Source organism: Nitrococcus mobilis Nb-231 (assembly GCF_000153205.1).
GTDB classification, from domain to species: Bacteria; Pseudomonadota; Gammaproteobacteria; order Nitrococcales; family Nitrococcaceae; genus Nitrococcus; species Nitrococcus mobilis.
Genome location: NZ_CH672427.1, coordinates 838,294 through 859,822, shown reverse-complemented (window position 1 = coordinate 859,822; position 21,529 = coordinate 838,294). Strand labels below are relative to the sequence as shown.

General features: G+C 59.2%; 19 protein-coding genes, 1 tRNA gene and 1 other RNA gene. 10 read left to right on the top strand and 11 right to left on the bottom strand.

Annotated elements, in window-relative coordinates; genetic code table 11:
• Nucleotides 1-18: 18 nt before the first annotated feature.
• From ileS to ispH, 3 genes are all read left to right on the top strand, one after another.
• Nucleotides 19-2,841, top strand: a complete 2,823-nt coding sequence (gene ileS / locus NB231_RS03885) for an isoleucine--tRNA ligase (protein WP_004999915.1) — start codon at nt 19-21, stop codon at nt 2,839-2,841.
• Between the two features lie 9 nt (nt 2,842-2,850).
• Entirely contained in the window at nt 2,851-3,324 is a 474-nt protein-coding gene (gene lspA, locus NB231_RS03880; RefSeq protein WP_004999913.1) for a signal peptidase II, read from the top strand.
• A gap of 108 nt (nt 3,325-3,432) precedes the next feature.
• Entirely contained in the window at nt 3,433-4,410 is a 978-nt protein-coding gene (gene ispH / locus NB231_RS03875; RefSeq protein ID WP_004999911.1) for a 4-hydroxy-3-methylbut-2-enyl diphosphate reductase, read from the top strand.
• A 6-nt stretch (nt 4,411-4,416) separates the two neighbouring features.
• On the opposite strand, the gene NB231_RS16645 is transcribed toward ispH, so the two are convergent.
• From NB231_RS16645 to NB231_RS03835, 8 genes are all read right to left on the bottom strand, one after another.
• Nucleotides 4,417-4,974: a GspH/FimT family pseudopilin gene (locus NB231_RS16645; protein ID WP_004999909.1), complete on the bottom strand. Its 558-nt coding sequence runs from the start codon at nt 4,972-4,974 to the stop codon at nt 4,417-4,419.
• A 249-nt stretch (nt 4,975-5,223) separates the two neighbouring features.
• On the bottom strand, nt 5,224-5,664 hold the full coding sequence (locus NB231_RS03865) for a type IV pilin protein (protein WP_004999907.1): 441 nt from the start codon (nt 5,662-5,664) through the stop codon (nt 5,224-5,226).
• A gap of 236 nt (nt 5,665-5,900) precedes the next feature.
• Nucleotides 5,901-6,221: a PilY2 family type 4a fimbrial biogenesis protein gene (locus NB231_RS03860; RefSeq protein WP_040661748.1), complete on the bottom strand. Its 321-nt coding sequence runs from the start codon at nt 6,219-6,221 to the stop codon at nt 5,901-5,903.
• Between the two features lie 137 nt (nt 6,222-6,358).
• On the bottom strand, nt 6,359-9,931 hold the full coding sequence (locus tag NB231_RS03855; RefSeq protein WP_084766224.1) for a pilus assembly protein: 3,573 nt from the start codon (nt 9,929-9,931) through the stop codon (nt 6,359-6,361).
• A 62-nt stretch (nt 9,932-9,993) separates the two neighbouring features.
• Nucleotides 9,994-10,542, bottom strand: a complete 549-nt coding sequence (locus tag NB231_RS18925; RefSeq protein ID WP_004999888.1) for a pilus assembly PilX family protein — start codon at nt 10,540-10,542, stop codon at nt 9,994-9,996.
• Nucleotides 10,543-10,597: 55 nt separating this feature from the next.
• Nucleotides 10,598-11,635, bottom strand: a complete 1,038-nt coding sequence (locus NB231_RS03845; RefSeq protein ID WP_004999887.1) for a PilW family protein — start codon at nt 11,633-11,635, stop codon at nt 10,598-10,600.
• Nucleotides 11,636-11,640: 5 nt separating this feature from the next.
• Nucleotides 11,641-12,144 (bottom strand): type IV pilus modification protein PilV, encoded by a 504-nt coding sequence (pilV, locus tag NB231_RS03840; protein WP_004999885.1) that lies wholly within the window; start codon nt 12,142-12,144, stop codon nt 11,641-11,643.
• Between the two features lie 9 nt (nt 12,145-12,153).
• Nucleotides 12,154-12,657, bottom strand: coding sequence for a GspH/FimT family pseudopilin (locus NB231_RS03835; RefSeq protein ID WP_004999883.1), 504 nt, complete (start codon nt 12,655-12,657; stop codon nt 12,154-12,156).
• Between the two features lie 203 nt (nt 12,658-12,860).
• Between NB231_RS03835 and NB231_RS03830 the strand changes: the two genes are divergently transcribed.
• From NB231_RS03830 to NB231_RS03800, 7 genes are all read left to right on the top strand, one after another.
• Nucleotides 12,861-12,936, top strand: a tRNA-Thr gene (locus NB231_RS03830).
• A 549-nt stretch (nt 12,937-13,485) separates the two neighbouring features.
• Entirely contained in the window at nt 13,486-13,938 is a 453-nt protein-coding gene (locus NB231_RS03820; RefSeq protein ID WP_004999881.1) for a hypothetical protein, read from the top strand.
• A gap of 327 nt (nt 13,939-14,265) precedes the next feature.
• Nucleotides 14,266-14,362: signal recognition particle sRNA small type (gene ffs / locus NB231_RS17395), an RNA gene on the top strand.
• A 90-nt stretch (nt 14,363-14,452) separates the two neighbouring features.
• Nucleotides 14,453-16,114 carry a DNA polymerase III subunit gamma/tau gene (gene dnaX, locus NB231_RS03815; protein ID WP_004999880.1) on the top strand — a complete coding sequence of 554 codons (1,662 nt, stop codon included), beginning with the start codon at nt 14,453-14,455 and terminating at the stop codon, nt 16,112-16,114.
• Nucleotides 16,115-16,171: 57 nt separating this feature from the next.
• Nucleotides 16,172-16,495 carry a YbaB/EbfC family nucleoid-associated protein gene (locus NB231_RS03810; protein ID WP_040663077.1) on the top strand — a complete coding sequence of 108 codons (324 nt, stop codon included), beginning with the start codon at nt 16,172-16,174 and terminating at the stop codon, nt 16,493-16,495.
• 4 nt (nt 16,496-16,499) lie between these two features.
• Nucleotides 16,500-17,102, top strand: a complete 603-nt coding sequence (recR, locus tag NB231_RS03805) for a recombination mediator RecR (protein ID WP_004999869.1) — start codon at nt 16,500-16,502, stop codon at nt 17,100-17,102.
• A gap of 422 nt (nt 17,103-17,524) precedes the next feature.
• Nucleotides 17,525-17,839 (top strand): H-NS histone family protein, encoded by a 315-nt coding sequence (locus NB231_RS03800; RefSeq protein WP_004999868.1) that lies wholly within the window; start codon nt 17,525-17,527, stop codon nt 17,837-17,839.
• Between the two features lie 225 nt (nt 17,840-18,064).
• Here the strand turns inward: NB231_RS03800 and NB231_RS03795 are convergent, their stop codons facing one another.
• The 3 genes from NB231_RS03795 to NB231_RS03785 form a co-directional block, all read right to left on the bottom strand.
• Nucleotides 18,065-19,414, bottom strand: coding sequence for a nicotinate phosphoribosyltransferase (locus NB231_RS03795; protein WP_004999867.1), 1,350 nt, complete (start codon nt 19,412-19,414; stop codon nt 18,065-18,067).
• A gap of 96 nt (nt 19,415-19,510) precedes the next feature.
• The gene (locus NB231_RS03790; RefSeq protein ID WP_004999866.1) at nt 19,511-20,308 is read right to left on the bottom strand and encodes an ABC transporter permease; all 798 of its coding nucleotides are present in this window, start codon (nt 20,306-20,308) and stop codon (nt 19,511-19,513) included.
• Entirely contained in the window at nt 20,305-21,258 is a 954-nt protein-coding gene (locus tag NB231_RS03785; protein WP_004999865.1) for an ABC transporter ATP-binding protein, read from the bottom strand. Before NB231_RS03785 ends, NB231_RS03790 begins: the two co-directional genes overlap by 4 nt.
• Nucleotides 21,259-21,529 lie beyond the last annotated feature (271 nt).

Here is a 21,529-nt window from a genome sequence, read left to right as displayed (position 1 = left end):
ATAGCGCAGGGAGACAGTGTGACCGATTATAAAGAGACGTTGAATCTGCCCAAAACGGCCTTTCCGATGCGCGCTAATCTCGCTCAGCGCGAACCGCAGCGCACGGAGCAGTGGCGCCGTGCCGACCTCTATGGGCAGATTCGCGAGGCTCGGCGGGGGCGCAAGCACTTCATCTTGCATGATGGGCCGCCCTATGCAAATGGCGAAATCCATATCGGTCACGCAGTCAATAAAATCCTAAAAGACATCATAGTCAAAAGCCGTACCCTCGACGGCCTGGACGCTCCGTATGTGCCGGGCTGGGACTGTCATGGCTTGCCGATCGAGCACAAGGTTGAGCAAAGCCTTGTCGAGGTCGGTAAGACCGTTACTCCCAAGGATTTTCGGGCGGCCTGCCGCCGCTTCGCCGCGGAGCAGGTCGAGGGTCAGCGGCGCGACTTTCAGCGCCTTGGGGTTGTGGGTGACTGGGACCATCCTTATTTGACCATGGACTTCCGGACCGAGGCCGATATCCTGCGCGTGCTGGGCGATCTCGTGGCCAAGGGGCACCTCAAACGGGGCTATCGGCCAGTCCATTGGTGCATCGACTGTAGCTCGGCGTTGGCTGAAGCGGAGGTGGAATACGAGCCGCACACTTCCCCGGCGGTCGATGTGCGCTTTCCAGCGGTCAATGCCGAGGCCTTCGCCGAGTGCTTCGGCGCGCGCATCGAGGCGGCACCGTTGTCGGTGGTCATCTGGACCACGACACCCTGGACGCTGCCGGCGAATCAGGCGGTGGCCGTGCATCCGGAGCTCGAATATGTCCTGGCCGCTGTGGACGGCGGTCGCGAGTATCTGGTGCTGGCCGCCGCGTTGCATGAGCAGGCGCTGGCGCGCTATCAAGTGGGTGCCTTCCAGATCATCGGCCGACCGTGTCGAGGTGTCGAGTTGGAGCGCCTGCAGCTACAGCATCCATTTTATGAGCGGATCGTGCCGATTGTGCTCGCTGAGTATGTAACCACCGATACCGGTACCGGTGCGGTGCATACGGCACCCGGTCACGGCAGCGACGATTACCTCACTGGGCAGCGTTACGATTTGCCGTTGAACAATCCGGTTGATGCCACGGGGCGTTTTGTTGCGGATACGAAGTTTTTTGCCGGACAGCTCGTGTTCGACGCCAACGCGGCGATCATAGAGCTTTTGGCAAAGCGCGGCATGCTGCTCAACCACGAGCGCTACTCTCACAGTTACCCGCATTGTTGGCGCCACAAGACTCCGATCCTATTCCGGGCGACCCCGCAATGGTTCCTCAACCTGGAATCCAATTCCGTGCGCGAGCAGGCGCTCGCCGCCTTGCCGCAGATTCGATGGTATCCGCCATGGGGTGAGGCGCGTATGGACGCCATGGTGCGCAACCGTCCGGAATGGTGCATTTCGCGCCAGCGCAACTGGGGCGTGCCGATTGCGCTGTTCGTCGATCGTGACAGCGGAGCGCCGCACCCCCAGACGATGCGGCTGATCGAAGCGCTGGCGCAGCGGATCGAGCAGCACGGTATCGATGCTTGGTTCGATCTCGCGCCCGAGGAACTGCTCGGCGACGAGGCGAGCCGCTATGAGAAGGTGACCGATATTCTCGACGTCTGGTTTGATTCGGGCACCACGCATACCACCGTGCTCGAGCGGCGCGAGGAGTTGAGCCAACCGGCTGATCTCTATCTCGAAGGCTCGGATCAGTATCGCGGCTGGTTTCAATCTTCGTTGCTCACCTCGATGATGGTACGTGCCACGCCACCGTATCGTGCCGTGCTGACTCATGGCTTCACCGTCGATGAGCAGGGTCGCAAGATGTCCAAATCGCGCGGCAATGTGGTGGCGCCGCAGACGGTGATGAAAACGCTGGGAGCCGACGTGCTCCGCCTTTGGGTCGCCGCCACCGACTACCGTGGTGAGATGGCGGTATCCGATGAGATCTTAAAACGCACAGCGGATGCCTATCGGCGGATCCGCAACACGGCGCGCTTTTTACTCGGCAACTTGGCCGGTTTCGAGCCGGCTCGGCATCAGGTGGCGCCCGAACGGATGCTGGCGTTGGATCGCTGGGCCGTAGACCGTGCCTGGCAGCTTCAACAGGCTGTTCAAGAAGCCTACCGGGAGTATGATTTCCACCAGATCTACCAGCGGGTGCATCACTTCTGTGTGCTGGATATGGGCGGGTTCTATCTGGATGTCATTAAGGATCGCCAGTATACGACACAAATCGATAGCCTCGCACGCCGTTCCTGCCAAACGGCGATGTGCCACATCATTGAGGCATTGGTGCGTTGGTTGGCGCCGATTCTGAGCTTTACCGCCGAGGAAATCTGGGAGCATATGCCCGGGCCGCGTGAACCCTCCGTGTTTTTGGCCGAATGGTACCCGGCACTGCAACCCTTGGAGGAAGGCTCGTTTGACCGACCCTTCTGGGCCGGAATCCTGGCACTACGCGAAGCTGTGAACAAGCGCATCGAGGAGCTGCGCAACGCCAACGTGCTCGGTGCGAGCCTGGAAGCCGTGGTTGAGATTTATTGCCCTGCATCGCTCAAGCGGCAGTGGGAGACCCTGGGCGAGGAGCTACGTTTCTTGCTAATCACCTCAGAGGCTCAGGTTCACGATTTCACCACGCTTCCCGTGGAGGCGGTCGCGGCGACGCTAAATGACGGCACCGAATTTGCCTTGGCAGTGGGGCCGTCAATGCACGCCAAGTGTGTGCGCTGTTGGCAGCGGCGCGCGGATGTCGGCATGAACCGCGAGCACCCGGAGCTTTGCAGCCGATGCGTAAGCAACGTGGCGGGACCGGGCGAAATACGCCGCTTTGCCTGAGTAGAGAAAATGCCGATGCTGCGCTTGGGGGTCTTGTTAGCCGTCCTGATCATCATTGCCGATCAGGCAACCAAATTCCTAGCCCAAACATGGCTGGCGGCGTACCAGCCGGTGCCGCTCGCTGCGTTGCTCAATTTGACGTTGAGCTACAATCGGGGAGCGGCGTTCAGCTTTTTGAGTGATCAAGGGGGCTGGCAGCGCTGGTTGTTCATCACCGTGGCGATTGGCGTGTGCCTTTTTTTGTTGCGCTGGCTCGCCCAACTGCAGCGGCGCGAGCGTTGGTTGGCCGTTGCGCTTGGGCTTATCCTTGGCGGTGCGCTCGGCAACGTCATCGATCGGTTGCGCTATGGCCATGTGGTCGACTTTATCGATGTGCATTATGGGCGCTGGCATTGGCCGGCATTTAATGTTGCCGACAGTGCCATCACGCTGGGTCTGATTGGATTGCTCCTGCAACTGTGGTTCGAGCGCCGGCGAAGTTAAGAAGCTGATGTCTGGCCAGCGCTTGGGGCTCGGGCAAGATTACGGCTTGGGTCTGGCCAGCAGGCATGAGATACTGGCGCGCTCTTGTTTACAATATTGGGTTTTGCAATGCCCAGAATTCTTCTTGCCAATCCGCGTGGTTTTTGCGCGGGGGTCGAACGGGCGATCAGCATCGTGGAAAAGGCGTTGGAAGCGTTTGGCGCGCCGATCTACGTACGCCATGAAGTCGTGCATAATCGTAGCGTCGTCGATGATCTGCGCCGCAAGGGCGCCCGATTCGTCGAGGAACTTAGCGAGGTGCCCGATGGCAGCACGGTGATCTTCAGCGCCCATGGTGTCTCGAAAGCCGTTCGTGCGGAGGCTGCCCAACGCGGATTGCGGGTATTCGATGCGACCTGTCCGCTCGTTACCAAGGTGCACATCGAAGTGCAAAAGCATGCGCGTGAGGGCCGGGAAGTGATTCTTATCGGGCATGACGGACATCCCGAAGTGGCGGGTACCATCGGTCAGTACGAGGGAAAGGGGGCCGAGCGCGGCGCAATCTATCTGGTGCAGGGACCCGAGGATGTCGAGTCGCTTACGGTGCGAAATGCCGATGACCTGGCCTATGTGAGTCAGACCACGCTCTCGATGGACGATGCTGCACAGGTTATCGCCGCACTGCGCCAGCGCTTCCCCGATATACATGGGCCGACTCGGGATGATATCTGCTACGCGACTCAAAATCGCCAGGACGCCGTCATGGGTCTAGCGCGACAGGTGGACGTGATGATCGTGGTCGGTTCGGGCAATAGCTCTAATACTCGGCGGCTCCGTGAGTTGGCCGAGCGCATCGGTGTGCCGGCCTATCAGATCGACACGGCCGCGGATTTGGATCGGCGCTGGCTTGAAGGTCGAGAAGTGATCGGCATTACGGCTGGAGCTTCCGCTCCAGAAATCCTGGTGCAAGGGGTGGTCGATCGGTTGATCGAGTGGGGCGTGGAGCGTCCCGAAAAACAGGGCGGGCATCACGCCGAGGACGTCGTGTTCTCTCTGCCACGCGATTTGCAACGCGCGATCCAAAAACGCCCATTGCGGGTCGGCTAACCGGCGTCAAGGCGGGCAGTGTAGGTTGTCTTCGCCTGGGCGAGCGAGTCGGATCCGGCCCTGCATCGAGAGCACCAGGCCGCGCGCGGTGCCGGAGGCATCGCAAAGCGTGAGCGTTCCCGGATAACCTTCCGAAAAACCGCTGCCTTTGAAGGCTATGGCGGTGGCAGTGTTGCCGCTGCCACGCAAGGTTATACCGGAGGTAAACCCCTGCTCGATACGGATGATCAAGCCACCGTCGAGATCGCAGCGTCCATCGGAATCGCCATCTTGACACTGCCTGTCCTCGGCTGGGTCGAGGAAGATCAGCCAGCCTTGCTCCCAACCTCCAGTTGCCGTGCAGCCGTGCCCGTCGGTGCTCTTGCACACCACTGCATGGCCACCGTGTTCGATGGCTTGGCTGCGCGTCAGCGCCAAAGTGCGATGAAAGCGATTGATGCCAGCAGTGAGGTGGTTGCTGCGGCTCCACTGAGTCAGCGCGGGCGTAGCGGCGATGGTCAGTAACGCGAGAATGGTAATGGTGACAAGCAGTTCGATGAGCGTAACGCCCCGGTTGACGCGCATGATGAGTCCTCCTTGACGATCATGCCTGTGGGCCTTGGGAATTGCTTTTTCGTCATCCCGGTCCTTCGAGAAGATTCTCCTGAGCTTGCCGAAGGGTTCAGGATAGGCCGCGCTTCGCGCGAGCCGGGGTGACGAAACTTGGTAGTTATTCGAGATTTCCTTGTCTCGGGTGCTCGGATGTCGGCGCCGAAGCTGTCCGTTTGACCAGAATTCGGAACTGTATCACAGTCTATCCGGGTCTGGCCCACATTACCAGCATTCCCCGACACTGCCTGTTCCGCTGATGCCTTTTTGTCCACGCGAGGACAAGGTCAGATTGCCGCAGGTGGAATCTGCGGTTTGCGAGTTCTGGGGGGTCGCGGTCAGTAGCACACATTGGTTGATGGTGCTTGCGGTACAGGCGGCCGCTGCCACCGTATACCAACCGCCATCAGCGGGAACGGCACTCGCTGCGCCGTAGCCGAGGTCGGTGAGATCGGCGGTGTAGGAGTTATTGATCGTGAAGTAGCGCTCCTGCGCCTGCATGATCTCCAATAGCTTGCCCTGGCCGGTGCTGCGATGGGATTTTATGACGTGGCGTGTGTACGATGGGTAGGCGATAGCGGCAATGATCGCCACGATCGCCACGGTGATCATCAGTTCAATGAGCGTGAACCCATTGGTATGCCGCCGGCTCGTCTTTTCCCTCATGCCTATCCTCCTATGGGGCCCGAGTAACTCCGAGTTCCGTCATTCCGGCGTAGGCCGGAACCCATTTCTCTTTTGAACAATAGCAAGATGGATCCCGGCCTACGCTGGGATGACGATGCGAAATGCGGCTTTGTAAGTCACCTAGGTCTCGAAAGACCGTTTCGGGCTGTCATTTCGGATTTTGTCGGAATGACAAAATCTGGGGACTATTGAGGTTTTCCTTGTGTCGACCGTGCTCATTTATCGCTCCAGCGTAAAAAGGTGATGCCCTGGATCTGGGGGGTGTGGCTCGAGACCGAGCCGTAGAAGCTCACCCACATTCCCTGCTGCAGCGTTATCTTCGCTCCGCGCTGATCGGTGGCCTGCTGGGCTACGGCGGTGGGTAGGGCATAGTGCTGGCCGTCGATGATGATTTGCTCACCGACGGGATCGAGTTGCTGGATGACGCCGTTGTCCTCGAAGGTATGCACCTCCTGAGCGGCGGTGCCGAGCCCCCAGGCCAGCAGGCCGGCGGCCAGCGCTCGGAGCAGAAAGCGCCACGTGTGATTCATTGCCATAATCGGTAACTCCCTGGGCAACCCTTGATGATTGCTTTCTTGCCATTCCGGCTCTCCGACCGCAATCCGGACGCCGGAATCCGGATGGACACCGACCCCGGATCGGGGCAGGCTTCGCCGGTGTGACGGATCCACCCCTAGCGCAGTTGCAGCCAAGACTGGCGGTTGCGGGTGGCTGGATCGCGGCCGATGTCGGTGCAGTCCTGACCGGCGCAATCCGTGCCTTTGCCATCGGAGCCGCCCAAATAGGCCCGATCGGCATCGGCCATCGAACCCAAGGTGGGGGTTTGCAGGATGCCACTCTTGGACTTTTGGCCGCCTACGCTGATCTTCTCCTTGTTGCCGTCCCCGTCGACATCGACCTCGACCAAATCGGCGAGCGCGAACACGCCATTGTTGTCGGTATCGAAGACCGGCAAGTTGAAGCGGCCGCCGTCGCGGTAATCCAATACCATCAACCAACTGTCGCCGCCGAGTGAACAGGGGTCGTCGTTCGGGATCAGGGTGGTGAAGATCAGCCGGTTGCCGCGCACCAGCGAATCGGTCACCTGCATTTCGCCGGCGAGGAGATCCATGTACCAGCCCAGATACCCATCCGAGCTGGAGCTCGGCAAGGTTGTTGGATCCGAGTCCGCCCAAGTGAGCGAATGATCGCTCATGATTCGGAAATCGGTGCCGTTGACGGTCGTCGCCTGCTCGATGGTCTGTTCCAGGAGGTTGCTGCGGGTGAACGCCTTGAGCGAGCTCCCGTCCCGATCCCAGATGCCGTAGGCGCTTTGCATTTTGGTGGAGAGGGCGGAGTCTTGATTCTCTAAGTATTTACCGGTGCCGAACATCAACAAGAAGCCTTCGCCCGTGGGGTGGCGGCGGATGCTGGGCGCCGTGGTGATGGGCTCGTGTGTGCCATTTGCATCCACCGCCGTGAACAGTGGTGTCGGATTGCTGCTGCTTCCGTAAGCGATCTTCCAATTGCTGGTGTTGCCGGCCTTGACGTCGAACTTCCACAGATTGCCGAACAAGTCACCGGCGTACAAATAATCGACGATGCTGTCGCCGTCGACATCGGCCGAGGTTACCGTGGCGAGCCCGTTGGGGCGAGCGTTACCGGTGGGATCGTCGGCCGTGCCCCGGTGGGTGTCGAGTTTGATGACGGTGCCGCTTTCGAGATCGCGGATGAACAGCACGGCATTGCCGGTGCTGCTGGCTTTGCCGTCATTGTCGGTATTGTTGTAGCCGTTGCCGAACACCGCTGCCCAGTGACCGTTGTGCAGGCGCACGATCTGCGGCTGGCCGTAAGTGGCGCCAAGGTCGGCGTCATCGGCGTCGGTGAACTCCCATAGCACCTTGGCGGCGACGCTGGCCTCGCCGGCACTGGCGCCTGGCACGGTGGTGATATCGAGTGCATAGACGCCCTGGCCACCGGCGCGCAGACCACCGACGAGAATCGTGTGCCAAGCGCCGCCGAAAAAGGCATCCCCCTCGGTGGGGGTGGCGTCTACATAGAAGCGGTGGCCGTAGGCGGGGTCAGTGAGATCGCTTAGATGGTCATAGACTGCGCTCGGCACGTAGGCGAACAGCTCCGCGCCGGTTGCGGCGGCGAAGGCGTGCAGCATACCGTCGTTGGCACCTACGTAGACCACGCCCGCGCGGCTATCGTGGGCGGCCTTGAAGTCGGCGTAGGTTCCGGTTACTTGGTCTTCGGCGGTATTGTCGTTGCCAGTGGTGCGCGCGTCGTCCCAGTCATCGGGGTAGAACCGATCCGGGGGGCCGACATAGATGGGCGTGGCGTCTACCACGTCGCCCAGCAGCCCTTTGCGATCGCGGAAGCCGCCACCGTTACTTTGCTCCTGACTGCGATCGCCGCGCAGATAGTGCAGGCGTGCTTCGCCCTCGCTGTCCACGGTGCCGTCGCTGGCCCGATTCAGGAAGGTCGTTTGGCTTGAATTCAGGTCGGCCCACTGAAACGGTACCCCGGTGCCGGTGGCCGGGTTGTAGGTGACGATCTGGCGATTGGCGGCCGTGCGCCCGGTATAGGTGTTGCCGTCGGTCGTGCAAGCGCCACCGGTCAACGCGCAGGCGGCATCCCAGACCGCGGCGCCGATATCGCCCAGAGTCACTGGGTCGTGGCTCAGGGCGTGGGCCACCACCTGACCGGTCCAATCGCGGCTGTTGAAACGGGCGATGTAGACGTTGTCCGAGTGGGTGATGGCGCCGGACTCGATGGCCACCGAGGTGCCCGAAGAGGTGCGATCGGCGACGCGGTTGAGGATGGTCTTGAAAGCAGCGGCCAAAGCCTTGGGATCATCGGCGCTGAAGAACTGGCCGCGGCTGTTGATGGCGGCGTGCCAAAGGTCGGAGACGGTGCTGGGGGTATTGCTGGTGATCGCGGGCCAGTTCTTACTGCCGTCGGCGAGATTAGGGTAGTCGCCGGTAAAGGTGCTACCGCCCCAGACTGGATCGGTCAGAGAAGCGCCAAGACCGAGGCCGACCGTGAAGTTGACCAGGTGCTGCCAGTTGGCGGGGTCGTTCTGGGCGTTCCAGTAATTCGCACTGGCCGACGCCCCTTGCTGCAGCATGTAGGGTGGCACGTCGTTGGCCAGTGTGCTGAGGTCTTCCGCCCAGTACTTGAAGGCCAGATCAGCCAGCACATTGCTGTTGTCGTCTTGGAACGGTGCCTGAGGGTTGTAGCTGGTGCCATCCGGTAGCGTTTGCTCCGAATTATCGTAGTTGCCGGGTCCATTTGATAGGCCGCCGTTCCATAGGCCGTCGGTCATCAGCACCTGGTAGTTCTGGCGGCAGCTGGCGGAGCCATCGCCGCTATCCACGGCGTTATTGTAGTAAGGCTGATTCGTTTTGAAGTACACCCCGGCGCGCTGTAGCGCCCGGCGCAGCGGGGTGCCGCCGCTATGGGGTAGGTCAAACAGCCAATTATAGAAAGCCGTGCGGTGGGTGCTGGTGAAAAAGCGTACCGGTTTGATGGTGGTGCTGGTGTTCAGCCGCTGCCAGCCCACCCGAATGTCGTTGCCGAGCGGGTAGAAAGCGCGTGAGGCGCCGGTGATGGTGGTGAGGTTGCGATCGCGATAGAAACTGTACCAGTTGGCGAAGTTTTGCCGCTCGTCGCTGCCGCTCGGACCGGAAGTGGCTGAGACGGTCACACGGTTGTAGCAGACATTTTGATCTAGGTCGGTGAGGATGTCACACAGCACGGTGAGCGGAACAAGAGAGAGTAGATTGCTCGAAGTGAATTTCGCATAGAATGCCGGCCAGGTTTGATTACTTCCCCAAAGATCCCTGGTTATATAGTCAACGCTCAGATCCTTGGCGGGGCCGCAGCCGCGGCGGCCGTCGCTGCAGGTATTGGTGAACGGGCTTGTGTAGGCATTATGGAATGTGGTGCTAAACGGCGTGCCGTCGGCATGCAGCGGCGGGTCATAGGCGACCTCCGGGTTGTAGGCCACCCCGTTGTAGTCCGACGAATAGAAACGTTCGTTGCGATTCCCGCTTCGATTATCCGGCATATAGTCTCGCCTCATACTGCCGGAGTCATCCAGGGTGATGATGAGGTTGGGTGCGACGCCGGTTTTCAGGAACAGGGGCTTGGTGCTCAGCGCCAGTGGCGCGGCGTGTAGTGCGCCCTGGGCTCCTAGCAGCAGCGCTACGGCGGTGAGTCCCGTCATCCCCAGTCGCTTTACACCCTGTAAGCGTCTCATGAGTCGTTCCCTCGATCTGCTTGGATTGCGCCGGACTCAGGCTCATCACTGCGCCGGTTCACTCAGTTCTTCCAGGTCCGCACCGTGGACTGGAGCACCCGTTGCGCGCTGGCTTGGGGACCAAAACCCGCCGCCGTCGCCCGGTAGAAGTGCGGTCCGATGCGCCGCGCCCGCTCGTTGCTGTTCAGGACACTGTTGGCCGGGTCATAGCCCAGATACTCGACCAGGAAGCGCGGATCGCCCGCCGAGGTCGTGAGCTCTTGGGTGCCCGCAACACCGTATTCCCGCCCATTGCTCTGCCACCAGGCCATGGTTTTCGTCTCCGGGTAGCTTTCGGGCTTACCGGTCTCCCACAGCGCGCAAGGGGCGGTGGAGCAGGTGTCTACCGGTGTGGGTGGATCGTACAGATCGATGCCCATGACCCAGGTCTCGCCATCGCGCAGGGCGGCTTCCGCCGCCTGAAAGGCGAGCGTACCGCCGCGCGCATTACCGGCCATCTTCTCCTCGAGCGAGACACCCTGCATCGAAGTGATGCCGATCAAGGTCAGCACGAGCAGAAAGAGCAGGCTGACGATCAGCACCGAGCCGCTTTGCGGTTGTCGCTGGTGCATCGCGCGGTTCCCTCCTATAGGCCCAGGCATTGAGCGTACCGGTTGCATCCATCGATCAGTTAAACGTCGTGCTGCGCAGCTCGCGGCTGCGTGTTGTGGCCGTCAAGGTGAACACCTTGCGTAGATAGCGCCCGTTCGGCGGGTTCACGGTCTCGTCCAACAGCGTGTAGGTTGCGCTGTCCGGCTGCGTGCTGGCCGGCGACACCGAGTCGACCAGCAAGGCGACCCGGACGCTGAGCACGTTGGCGAAGTCGGCGACTGCGCCGGCGTTGGCGTAGCTGTCGACCGAGCCGTCGGCGTTGCCGTCTTCGCCGTAGAGTACCTGCATGTCCTCGACGCCTGCGACCAACTCCACCGGCGTGCCGCCGAGGCGTCGCACGTAGAGGGCGTAGATGGGTTCGCCGGCCTCGTTGGTACGCGTGGTGTCGGCGACATAATAGGTGCTGGACTCGAACGCCATCAGCCGTGCGTCGCTTTGGTAGGCTTTCGATAGATTGTTGGTCGTGTTGACGTTGCTGGCGTGAGCGATGGTGACGGTGCCGCTACCGTTGGAGACGCTGCTTGCCTGGAAGATATCCGCGTTGGCGCAGTCGGTGATCATAAGGATATCGTTTTTTTTGAAGCCGGACGGATTGCCGTCGATCTGGATGTTAGCGTTGACAGCCGTCATGTTGCCGGTTAGATGCGCGGCGGTGGTAGACGCTTTGCGGATGCTCAGGCTGTCGCTGCCGACGACGGCTCCCAGGGCGTTGCCGGAGGCCAGATTGTTCTGGCCCCGCAGGAGATTGGCGGGATCGTAGAGCAGCAGTTCGCTCGGTGGATTTTTGACGATCACATTCGGTGTGAGCTGATCGAGCGTCATACAGCCTTGATAGCCCGCCATCCGGATATCGCCGGCGAGGATGTCGGCGGCAAAGCGCCCCGTTTCCTGCAGCCGCGCCAGCCCCTCGTTCATGCGGTAGGATGTCTTGGCGCTGATGAAGATCTGGAATACCGCGCCCAACAGCAGCAGGCTCAGAGTGAGCGCCACCATGATCTCGACCAACGAGAAGCCGGCTGCGTAGCTGGGAAAAGATCGCCGCACGTGCGCCATGATGCTCAGAGCTCCGTTTGGAACTGAAACTGGGTTGGGTCGGTGACCGGGGTGCCGCTGCGATCGGATGCCCGATCGGCGCGGGAGTCGTCCCAGCTGACGCTGACGTTTACCGTATTGTCGGCCGCCACGGCCACGCTCGCCTGCGCCGCGGGCAGCCGTGCCAACAAATCGGAGCCCCACGCGTTGAGATCCGTTGCCGCCTGGGTGGGGCTGCCGCTGATCGACGGTAAATCGCTGGCCCCTGTGATCGTGATGTTGTAGCCGCCTGCTTGCGCTTGTGCGCGGTTGGCGCGCAGGCGATCCAGAAGATCGTAAGCCAGGATCGTGGCCTGCGAGCGCAGATAGGCGCTGTGGTTGCTGCGCAGGCCCGTGAGCTGTAGGCCGGCGACGCCGAGCAAGCCGACCGAGAGAATGAGCAGGGCGATCAGCACCTCGAGCAGCGTGAAACCGCCGCTGGGGCGGCAAGCGCCCAAGGATCGAGCGATTTGGGTCGGAGTCGTTTTCATCGGCGCTCCTCAGGGACAGGTTGCTTTCTGAACGGTGGCCTGGCCACTGCCGGTTACTTGGATGAGACGGCGCATATCCCCTTGGCAGTCGGCCGGGGTAAGCGTGAACTGAGTGGTATCCAGCGCGGCGCCCGAGGCGGTGTAGCGGACAAATCCCGCTCCGGCCGTCAGGGTCGAGCCCCCGGAGAGTCCGTCGCCGGCCTGCAGCAGGGTATCCGTGCCCGCATCCAGGACGCCGTCTTGATCGACATCGTTGAAAACGATCCAGCCGTCCGCCCAGGCGCTGCCGCAGCTGCTTTGATTGCTGCTCCGGCAGATCGTGATTACCGTTGCGCGCTTGACCGCTTCACTGCGGGTATACGCCAAGGCCCGCAGCAGGGTATTGGCCTGAGCGGCCGCGCGATTGCCCTGCACAAAGCTGCGATAGGACGGCACAGCCACGGCGAGCAGCATGGCCACTATCGCCAAGGTGAGCATGAGCTCGATGAGCGTAAATCCTTTTGAATCTTTCATGAGCCTTCTTATAAAGGCTGTAAATCCGTCAAGCACGTGCTATGTGATGAGCTGCACAATCAGCCCGATAAACGGTAAAATAACCGGGCGGTCGGTTCCGTCATTCAGATAAATCGGCCGCGCGGCCGGCGGCTCGGTCGATGGAAAAGGCTATGGATTGTGCGTAAGTTGCTTGTTTTATATACTGCCTCGTCTGCGCATAGGCCGGGATAGCTCAGTCGGTAGAGCAATCGCCTCGTAAGCGATAGGTCCTCGGTTCGAGTCCGAGTCCCGGCACCATTTACGCACCGTTCGGGTGCCTAGGCGGCCGCTCGATCCGATCCATGGTCGGAGCAATTGCGTGAGAATTCCCATCTGGCGATACAGTTAGGCAAGCTCTAATTTATTCGTCATATCGGTGAAGATCGATGTTCATGTTTTTGATTTTTATGACTTCTGGTTTTCTTCGGGATGTCGGGATGATAGAAAGGCAATTAGCGAAAGGTCCCCAGGGAACATCCGAATTAATCATTTTTTGGCATTTCGGGGGAAGCCGCGCAAATCCGTAGAAACGGGGTTTATATGTGGCCGCCTTGTTGCTGCCGTTATGCAGGCTATTGCGCAGACGTGTGATCTTCGCAAGGACGCTCAAAACGTGTCCCGGTAGCTTTGTGAGCGGGCGAAAACAGTCCCGGAGGCCACCCACCGAGAATGGTGCCCGTAAATCTCAGACATAAGGAAGCTGAATGCTGGGTTGTGGACGGTGGCCGGATCGATTTCGTCCGGGTGACGAACGCCGCCGAGCCTTCCTGATATACAGCCGCCTGCACTAGCAAATGAGGATTTGATATGGCCGAGACGCCAGCAGAAGATAAGACAGTAAAGGATGCCGTGCTTTTCACTCTAGAGGCCGAGCATGCCGAACTCAACAGTGTCGATGCCACTGGAGATCCGGAGCTAGAGGCAACGAATGTTGACAAGCTCGCCCAGGAGCTACAAGAGGTAATCGAGGCTATCCGAGCATTGCCGGCGCATGATTCGTTGTTCGACCTGCTTACCAGGACGTGGCAAGGTTGGGATCTCGATTCCGATCCGGCCGCGGATGAAGACGATACGTGGTTGGAGAGCAACCCTTACGGACCCATGGTGCTACAGGCGTGGCGTGAATGGGGACAAGAGGGAGAGGAGGTGAGTGGGTTCGTTTCCTGGCTGCGAGGCTTCCTGCGCCAGCACAAACCGGGACAGCTTTGGGAGGACTACCGCAGCTACCTGGAGCAGCAAGTCGACGACGCTAAACAATAGACCTTCTCGTGCCCTGGGTTTTTACTGTACAGCGATGCAATCGCATGCCGTGGCGGTACGGTTGTAGCTAACTGTTCTGAGTGACTGGGGATGAGTGCGGGTCCTCTTTGATAAAGGGGTAAGCGACATCATAGTAAATATTATTGCTACCGTGCCTGTTTTGCAGGGGTGAATGCTTTTTAGTCCCCGATATAATTAGTCGTTCAGCGCCGTGTAATGTGGGGTGCCGATTATCCGGTATCGCCGCTGGCTGCGGTTTGTCAGGCCTTAGGGTTCCTGTTACATTGCATCTCGCTTTGTCGAGTGGTTTGTATACAGTGGTGGTGGCGTCGGTCCTCCCGCGACGATACGTTGTAAACCCCGTCAGGCCCGGAAGGGAGCAGCGGTAGCAGCGGATTCGGGTGCCGGGATGTGGTTGGCGCCGCTGCCTCCAATCCTTGCTGCGGCCTAGGCAGCGCTGCTCAATAGCGGTAATGGTTCAAATACCGCGCACGTGATGGGTCATGGACCTTTGATGAACTACCAGGTTCTCGCCCGCAAATGGCGGCCCCGAACCTTCTCCGAGATGGCGGGCCAGGAGCACGTGCTTCGAGCGCTATGCAACGGGCTTGCGAACGGTCGTTGTCATCATGCCTACCTTTTTGCAGGTACGCGGGGCGTCGGAAAAACAACGATCGCTCGCGTATTGGCCAAATGCCTCAATTGCGAGCGGTCGGGTATTACGGCAGAGCCATGCGGCGAGTGCACAGCCTGCCGGGAGATCGATCAGGGACGCTTCGTCGATTTGATCGAGGTGGATGCAGCTTCGCGTACACGGGTGGAGGATACGCGCGAGTTGCTGGACAATGTCCAATATGCGCCCGCGCGAGGCCGTTTCAAAATCTATCTTGTCGATGAGGTCCATATGCTCTCCCAGCATAGCTTCAATGCTTTGTTGAAGACGTTGGAAGAGCCGCCGCCTCACGTGAAATTCCTGCTCGCCACCACGGATCCGCAGAAGCTGCCAGCCACTGTTTTATCCAGATGCCTGCAGTTCAATCTCAAGCGGTTGCCGGCCGGTCGAATCGCCGACTACCTGACCGAAATCTTGGCCCGGGAGGGTGTCGGGGCCGAGCCCGCGGCCCTGCGTCGCCTGGGTCATGCGGCAGATGGCAGTATGCGGGATGCGCTCAGTCTGCTGGACCAAGCCATTGCTTATGGGGCCGGCGCCGTGCGCGACGAGGATGTCCGCGAGATGCTCGGCGGTATCGAGAGTGATTTCTTGTTCGAGCTTTTGGAAGCGCTGGCGACTCAGGATGGCAGGGCACTGCTGGAAGTAGCGGCTCGAATGGCCGAGCGCACGCCGGATTTCAGCGCCGCCATCGCCGAACTGCTGCTTATCCTGCATCGACTGGCTCTGGTTCAGAGCGTTGCCGATGCATTACCAGAGGATCTGCCCGAGCGTGACCGATTACTCGATCTAGGGCAAAGATTGACTCCGGAGGAGGTGCAGCTGTTCTACCAGATCGGGCTTACGGGACGTAGGGACTTGCCGCTGGCGCCGGATCCACGGACGGGATTTGAGATGTTGCTGTTGCGCATGCTCGCGTTTCGCCCTGCGACTATGGCGCCAAGTCCGCCTGCAGCGCAAATACCGCAGCCGCAATCATCCTCGGTGCGGGAAAAGCCTTGGACTGAGGCGTCGAGTGGTTCGAGCCCTGGGCAAGGGGATGAGGGCGGGCCTCGAAATACCGCGCGTGCGCCGAATGAGCGTAACGAGGAATTATCTATCGGGCCGAGCCAATCACCTCGATCGCTCGATGAGTGGCATGCGGTAGTCGGATCGCTCGCGCGCGCTGGGATGGTGCGAGCACTGGCCGGCCATTGCCTGTGGCTTGGCCGGGAGGGTGATTTGGTGCGCTTGCGCATCGATTCGAGCCATGCGCATCTGCTCAATTCCAATATAGAGAAGCGATTGTGCAAGCTATTGTCGGATCGGGCGGGGGAGCAGCTACGGTTGCACATCGAGGTAGGTCGGGTTGAGGGTGAAACGGTTACTGAGCGGGAGCTTGGCGAGCTCCGGCGACGCCAGAAGGCGGCTGAACTCGCCATCGAAAATGATCCCAACATCGCAGCCTTCCGGGAGGCTTTCGATGCTCGGGTTGTCCCTGATTCAATTCAGCCTAGCGAGGATTGAAGTAGGCTGGAGACGGTTATTCAAAAGGCTGCATAGACGGGAGAAAATGGCATGAGCATGAAGGGCGGCGGTATTGGAAATCTGATGAAGCAGGCGCAAAAGATGCAGGAGAATCTGCAGCGAGCGCAGGAGGAGATCGCCAACCTGGAGGTGAGCGGGCAGGCCGGGGGCGGGCTGGTGAATGTGGTAATGACGGGGCGCCATGAAGTCCGGCGCATAAACATCGATGAGAGCGTTTATGACGATCGAGAGATGGTCGAGGATCTCGTGGCCGCGGCCTTTAACGATGCGGTTCAAAAGCTGGAGAAGGTCACCCAGGAGAGGATGTCCGGGCTGGCTCAGGGCATGGGATTGCCGCCCGGTATGAAGCTGCCGTTTTAAGCCGATGGCGGAATTCTCGCCACTGGTCAGCGAACTGATCGAGGCGCTGCGTTGTTTGCCTGGAGTCGGTCCGAAATCGGCCCAGCGCATGGCTTTCCATATCTTGCAGCGGGACCGTGAGGGCGGGATGCGGCTCGCTCGCGTTCTTGCAGAGGCCGTAGCGAAGGTTGGTGAATGCCGGTATTGTCGGATCCTGACCGAGCAGGCGCTGTGCACGATCTGCAGCAGCGGTAAGCGCGACCGCAGCACCTTGTGCATCGTAGAGAACCCGGCCGATGTCTATGCGTTGGATCAGGCCACCGACTACAGCGGACTTTATTTCGTGCTCAAAGGTCGGCTGTCGCCGTTGGACGGTATCGGGCCGGCTGAGCTCGGACTGGACTGCTTGGAGAAACGGTTTTGCGAGGGCGAAATTCGTGAAATTGTCCTTGCCACCAACTCGACCGTAGAAGGCGAAGCGACCGCTCAGTTCATAGCCGAGATGGCCTATAACAACGCGATTCACGTCAGCCGAATCGCTTACGGTGTTCCTGTGGGCGGCGAGCTGGAATATGTGGACAGTGGGACGCTGTCCCATGCGTTTGCAGGCCGCCGGGAGTATCGCTAGGCGAGGTTGCCGATAGGCGGCATCTATCAGTTGCGCTAGCAAGCCGATGTTGTGCCGTAATTCATGAGCGATGTCCGCGGTTATTCCTTGTCATTGGGCAAGGGCTGGTAAAGAAATAATTACCTGCTCGGATGGGGATTTCGAAAAAAGTGTTTTGTTACTCTAGTGTAAAGGTTGGCACAACGACCATTATAATAATTTTCTAGGTGCGCCGCCGCATATGGAAATCATTCGGTAAAGCGGTTACATTGATCTTCTGCATAGTAAATGCAGTGCCTTTGTTGCGTCTCCCGTGAGAATTCAAAATAACCCTACATCTTGTTCGATCGAGTGAACCGCGTTGAGGTAACGTGAACGGCGAAAAATTTATTGGACACGTCGTTTACTGGCTGGGTTGAACGAGAATAAGTGCAGGAGAGAACATGGACCTTTCTAAGTATACCTCCGATGAGCTTGAGTGGCTTAAAAAAGATATCGGCAAGGAGCTCGCATCCCGCCGCAAGCTGGATGCTAAAAAGGCACAGCAGGAGCTGAAATCAGTGGCGGAGCGTTATGGCTTTACCTTGAATGAGCTGATTTCCGGTCAGGCGGAGAAGCTGGCGGTAGCCAAGACGGATGTGCGCTTTCGTCATCCCGAAGATATGAATAAAATCTGGTCTGGCCGAGGCCGCAAGCCCGTTTGGATCAAGGAATGGGAAGCCAGTGGTCACTCTTTGAATGAGCTGCGAGTCGAATAAAATGACTCCTGTGGGCGTGGATAACCGGTTGCCGATCGCCGCGATTTCGAGGCGGCCTAGCCAAGGCGGTTTTGCAGCGACCCTGGCCAATATTTCGCTAACTAATTGAAATATATGTATTTAATGTTGACAGGTTTGCAAAAAGCACCAGGAAAATATATTTCTAAATCAGCTTGTTAAGCGTTGACCGGGAATTGCTGGCGGTTTTGAGCTTCGCGTTTGCACTCATCGCCCTGTGTGCGTCTGTAACTTTCGGTTAAGAGTGCGCAGCTTTTCGGATAAAACGACCGGGAAGGGCGGGGCATCCTGCAGCCGGAGATAAGGCTCGGGTAGAGCCGCCACATTCGCAGCGAGACGATCGCGGAGTATCTGTAAAGTCTCGGGTGCGCTAGTGCGCTGGCCCTCTTGCATTACGGGCTGCAGGAGTGGTTGGCCCTCGATGAGCTCGCCCTCCAGGCCGATGACATCGCCCATCATCATATGATTTGTATCGAGCTGGCGGTAAATTTGTTTGGTTCCCGGCAGATCGGACTTACCCTCGGAGAGCTTGCCGCAAGCCTTGCCATCAAATTGGTGGAGTTTGTAGGCGGAATCGAGGAAGGGTAAATCGGCCGATGAATTTACCTTGGAGCCGACCCCGAAGCCGTCGATGGGTGCGCCGCTTGCCACCAGGTCGTGAATTTGGTGCTCATCCAGGCCACCGCTGACCAATATTGCGGTCTCACGCAGGTTGCCCTCATCGAGAATCGCGCGCACCCGCCGCGCGTGCTCGGCAAGATTACCGCTGTCGATGCGCACGCCTTGGATTTGAATACCCTGCCGGCTGAGTCCGGGTGCTAATTCCACCACTTTACGAGCTGCGGCCTCGGTGTCGTAGGTATCGATGAGCAGGATGACGTTGGTGGGGTGCGATCGGGCAAAGCGCAAAAAGGCTTCCGTTTCACTCGGGTGTGCAAGGATGAAGGAGTGGGCCATCGTGCCCGCTACGGGGACACCGTAATAGGCATTGGCCAAACAGGTAGCCGAGCCACTAAAGCCGCCAATGTAGGTGGCCCGCGCCGCCCACAGGCCGGCTTCACCGCCGTGCGCGCGGCGCAAGCCGAAGTCCACCAGGTTACGCTGCTGGGCCGCGAGTCGACAGCGTGCGGCTTTGGTTGCGATCAGAGTTTGGTAATGAAGGATATTCATCAACCGGCTCTCGATCAGTTGGGCCTCGGGCAACGGCGCGCTGACCCGCAGGCTCGGCTCCTCAGGGAAGAATACACTGCCTTCCGCCATCGCGTAGACGTCCCCGGTAAAACGCAAGGCGGCGAGGCGATCGACGAACTCGGGGCGGAAAACCCCGCAGTTGGCCACCCAGTCCAGCTCCGCCGGCTGAAAGCGTAGCCTCTCCAGCCACTCGAGAGCCTGCTCCAGACCCGCGCTGACATAGAATCCCCGGCGGCCGGGATTCTTACCCGAGCGGACGAAGAATTCGAACACGGCATTTCCTGTCATTCCGTGCTCATAGTAGGTTTGCAGCATGGTGAGTTCGTAGAGATCGGTCAGCAAGGGCGTTCGGCTCAGCTCTAACATCGCCACAGGGCTCTCCCATCGATTTATACGGGGCGATTCTCTATCATAAACCCAGAACTCGGGGGCCATCATCGCGTTGGCAAGCCCAACTCACCCTCAGGTCCGCAAGCCCACCCCGCGGCGTAGCAGATACAAGCTGAAACACACCGAAATGATGATAAACACGATGATGATCGAATAAGCGGTTTGAATCGGAATATCGGATTCACCGAGAAAGCCATAGCGGAAGGCGTTTACCATGTAGAGAATCGGGTTTGCTAGAGAGAGTTCGCGCCAGACACCAGGAAGCAACTCAATTGAGTAGAACACCCCTCCGAGGTAGGTCAGGGGCGTCAATATGAACGTCGGCACGATGGCGATGTCGTCGAACTTGCGAGCGAAAATGCCGTTAATGAATCCGCCAAGGGAAAATAGTAATGCGGTTAGGAATGCGACACTGATCGTGATGGCCGGGTGCTGGATCGGGACTTGGGTAAAGGCCATGGAAATCAAGGTAACGATTAGCCCGGTAAGCAGCCCCCGGCCTACACCGCCGGCGAGATATCCGACGAGGATCGTGTAATTGGGAGTGGGCGAGACCAGAATCTCCTCGATGTGGCGCTGAAACTTTGCCCCGAAAAACGAAGAGACGACATTCATGTAGGCGTTGGTGATGACGGACATCATAATGACGCCCGGAACGATGAACTCTATATACGTGTGGCCGGACATGGGGCCGATGCGCGGCCCTATGAGGTTGCCGAAAATTACGAAATACAGGGTCATGGTAATCGCCGGCGGCAGCAGTGTCTGGAGCCAGATGCGCAGATAACGGTGAGTTTCCTTCCAGGCGATCGTGCGCAGGGCGATCAGAGTTTGGCGCGCGTACTTGGGGTGTACGGCGGAGTTCCTCATACGGTTTTCTCGACCTGGGCGGATTCTCGATGCGCCTCGGGGGGGCGTTCGAGCATGCGGACGAACAGTTCCTCCAGCCGGTTGGATTTATTCTTCATGCTTACGACCTGTACGTTTCGCTCGGCTAGCCGAGCGAACAGCTCGTTCAAGCTTTGATCCGAGCGGACTTCGACTTCCAGGCAGGATTCATCCACCGGAACGACGTGAAAATCCTCGAGCTTCGGTACGTCGGCGAGACATCCGTCGATGTCGAGGAGAAAGCTTTGCGCGGTGAGTTTACGCAGTAGAGAGCGCACATCGGTATTTTCAATGATTTGTCCTTGGTCGATGATAGCGATATTGCGGCAAAGCGATTCGGCTTCCTCTAGGTAGTGCGTACTAAAGATAATGGTAGTGCCCTCTGCATTGATCCGGCGCAAAAAATCCCACATCGAGCGGCGTACCTCGATATCGACCCCAGCCGTGGGTTCGTCCAAAATGAGCAAGCGCGGGTGATGGATCAGTGCCCGGGCAATCATCAAGCGACGTTTCATTCCGCCGGAGAGCGTGCGCGATACACTATTGCGCCGGCTCCACAAACCGAGCTCGGTGAGATACCGCTCGGCGCGCTGGTGCGCGGTGCGCCGGTTGATGCCATAGAACCCCGCCTGGTTCAGAATGATCTGGCTGACCGTCTCGAAGGTATTAAAATTAAACTCCTGTGGCACGAGCCCCAGCAATGATTTGGCTTGCCACGGTTCACGGTCGATGGGGTGGCCGAAAACCTCCACGCGGCCGCAGGTTTTGCGTACCAACGAGCTGATGATGCCGATGATCGTGGATTTGCCGGCGCCGTTGGGCCCAAGTAGGCCGAAGAACTCCCCCTCGTCGACCACCAGATCCACATCGCGCAATGCCTGGACACCGCCCGCATAAATCTTGTTCAGTTTGCTAAGGGAAAGGGCTTCCATGGGGCTTAAACATTCATCATGGGTGGGTAGGGGGTTGGCGGTTAGTTGCTGCAAGAGCCGCTAATACTAGCGATAGGGTTTACCTGCGACAAGCTGCCGCCCCCGCAGCTGCGGAGTGCTGCGAGGTTCGGCACTTGGGAAGAGGATAGACACTCACACCAGTGCCGACGTACAATCGCTAAATTGTTTTCCAAATTGGGTGTTCGAAAAAACACTGGGTGTTCGAATTCCTGGAATCAAATGCAACGGGAGGGTATCTAATCGATCCCTC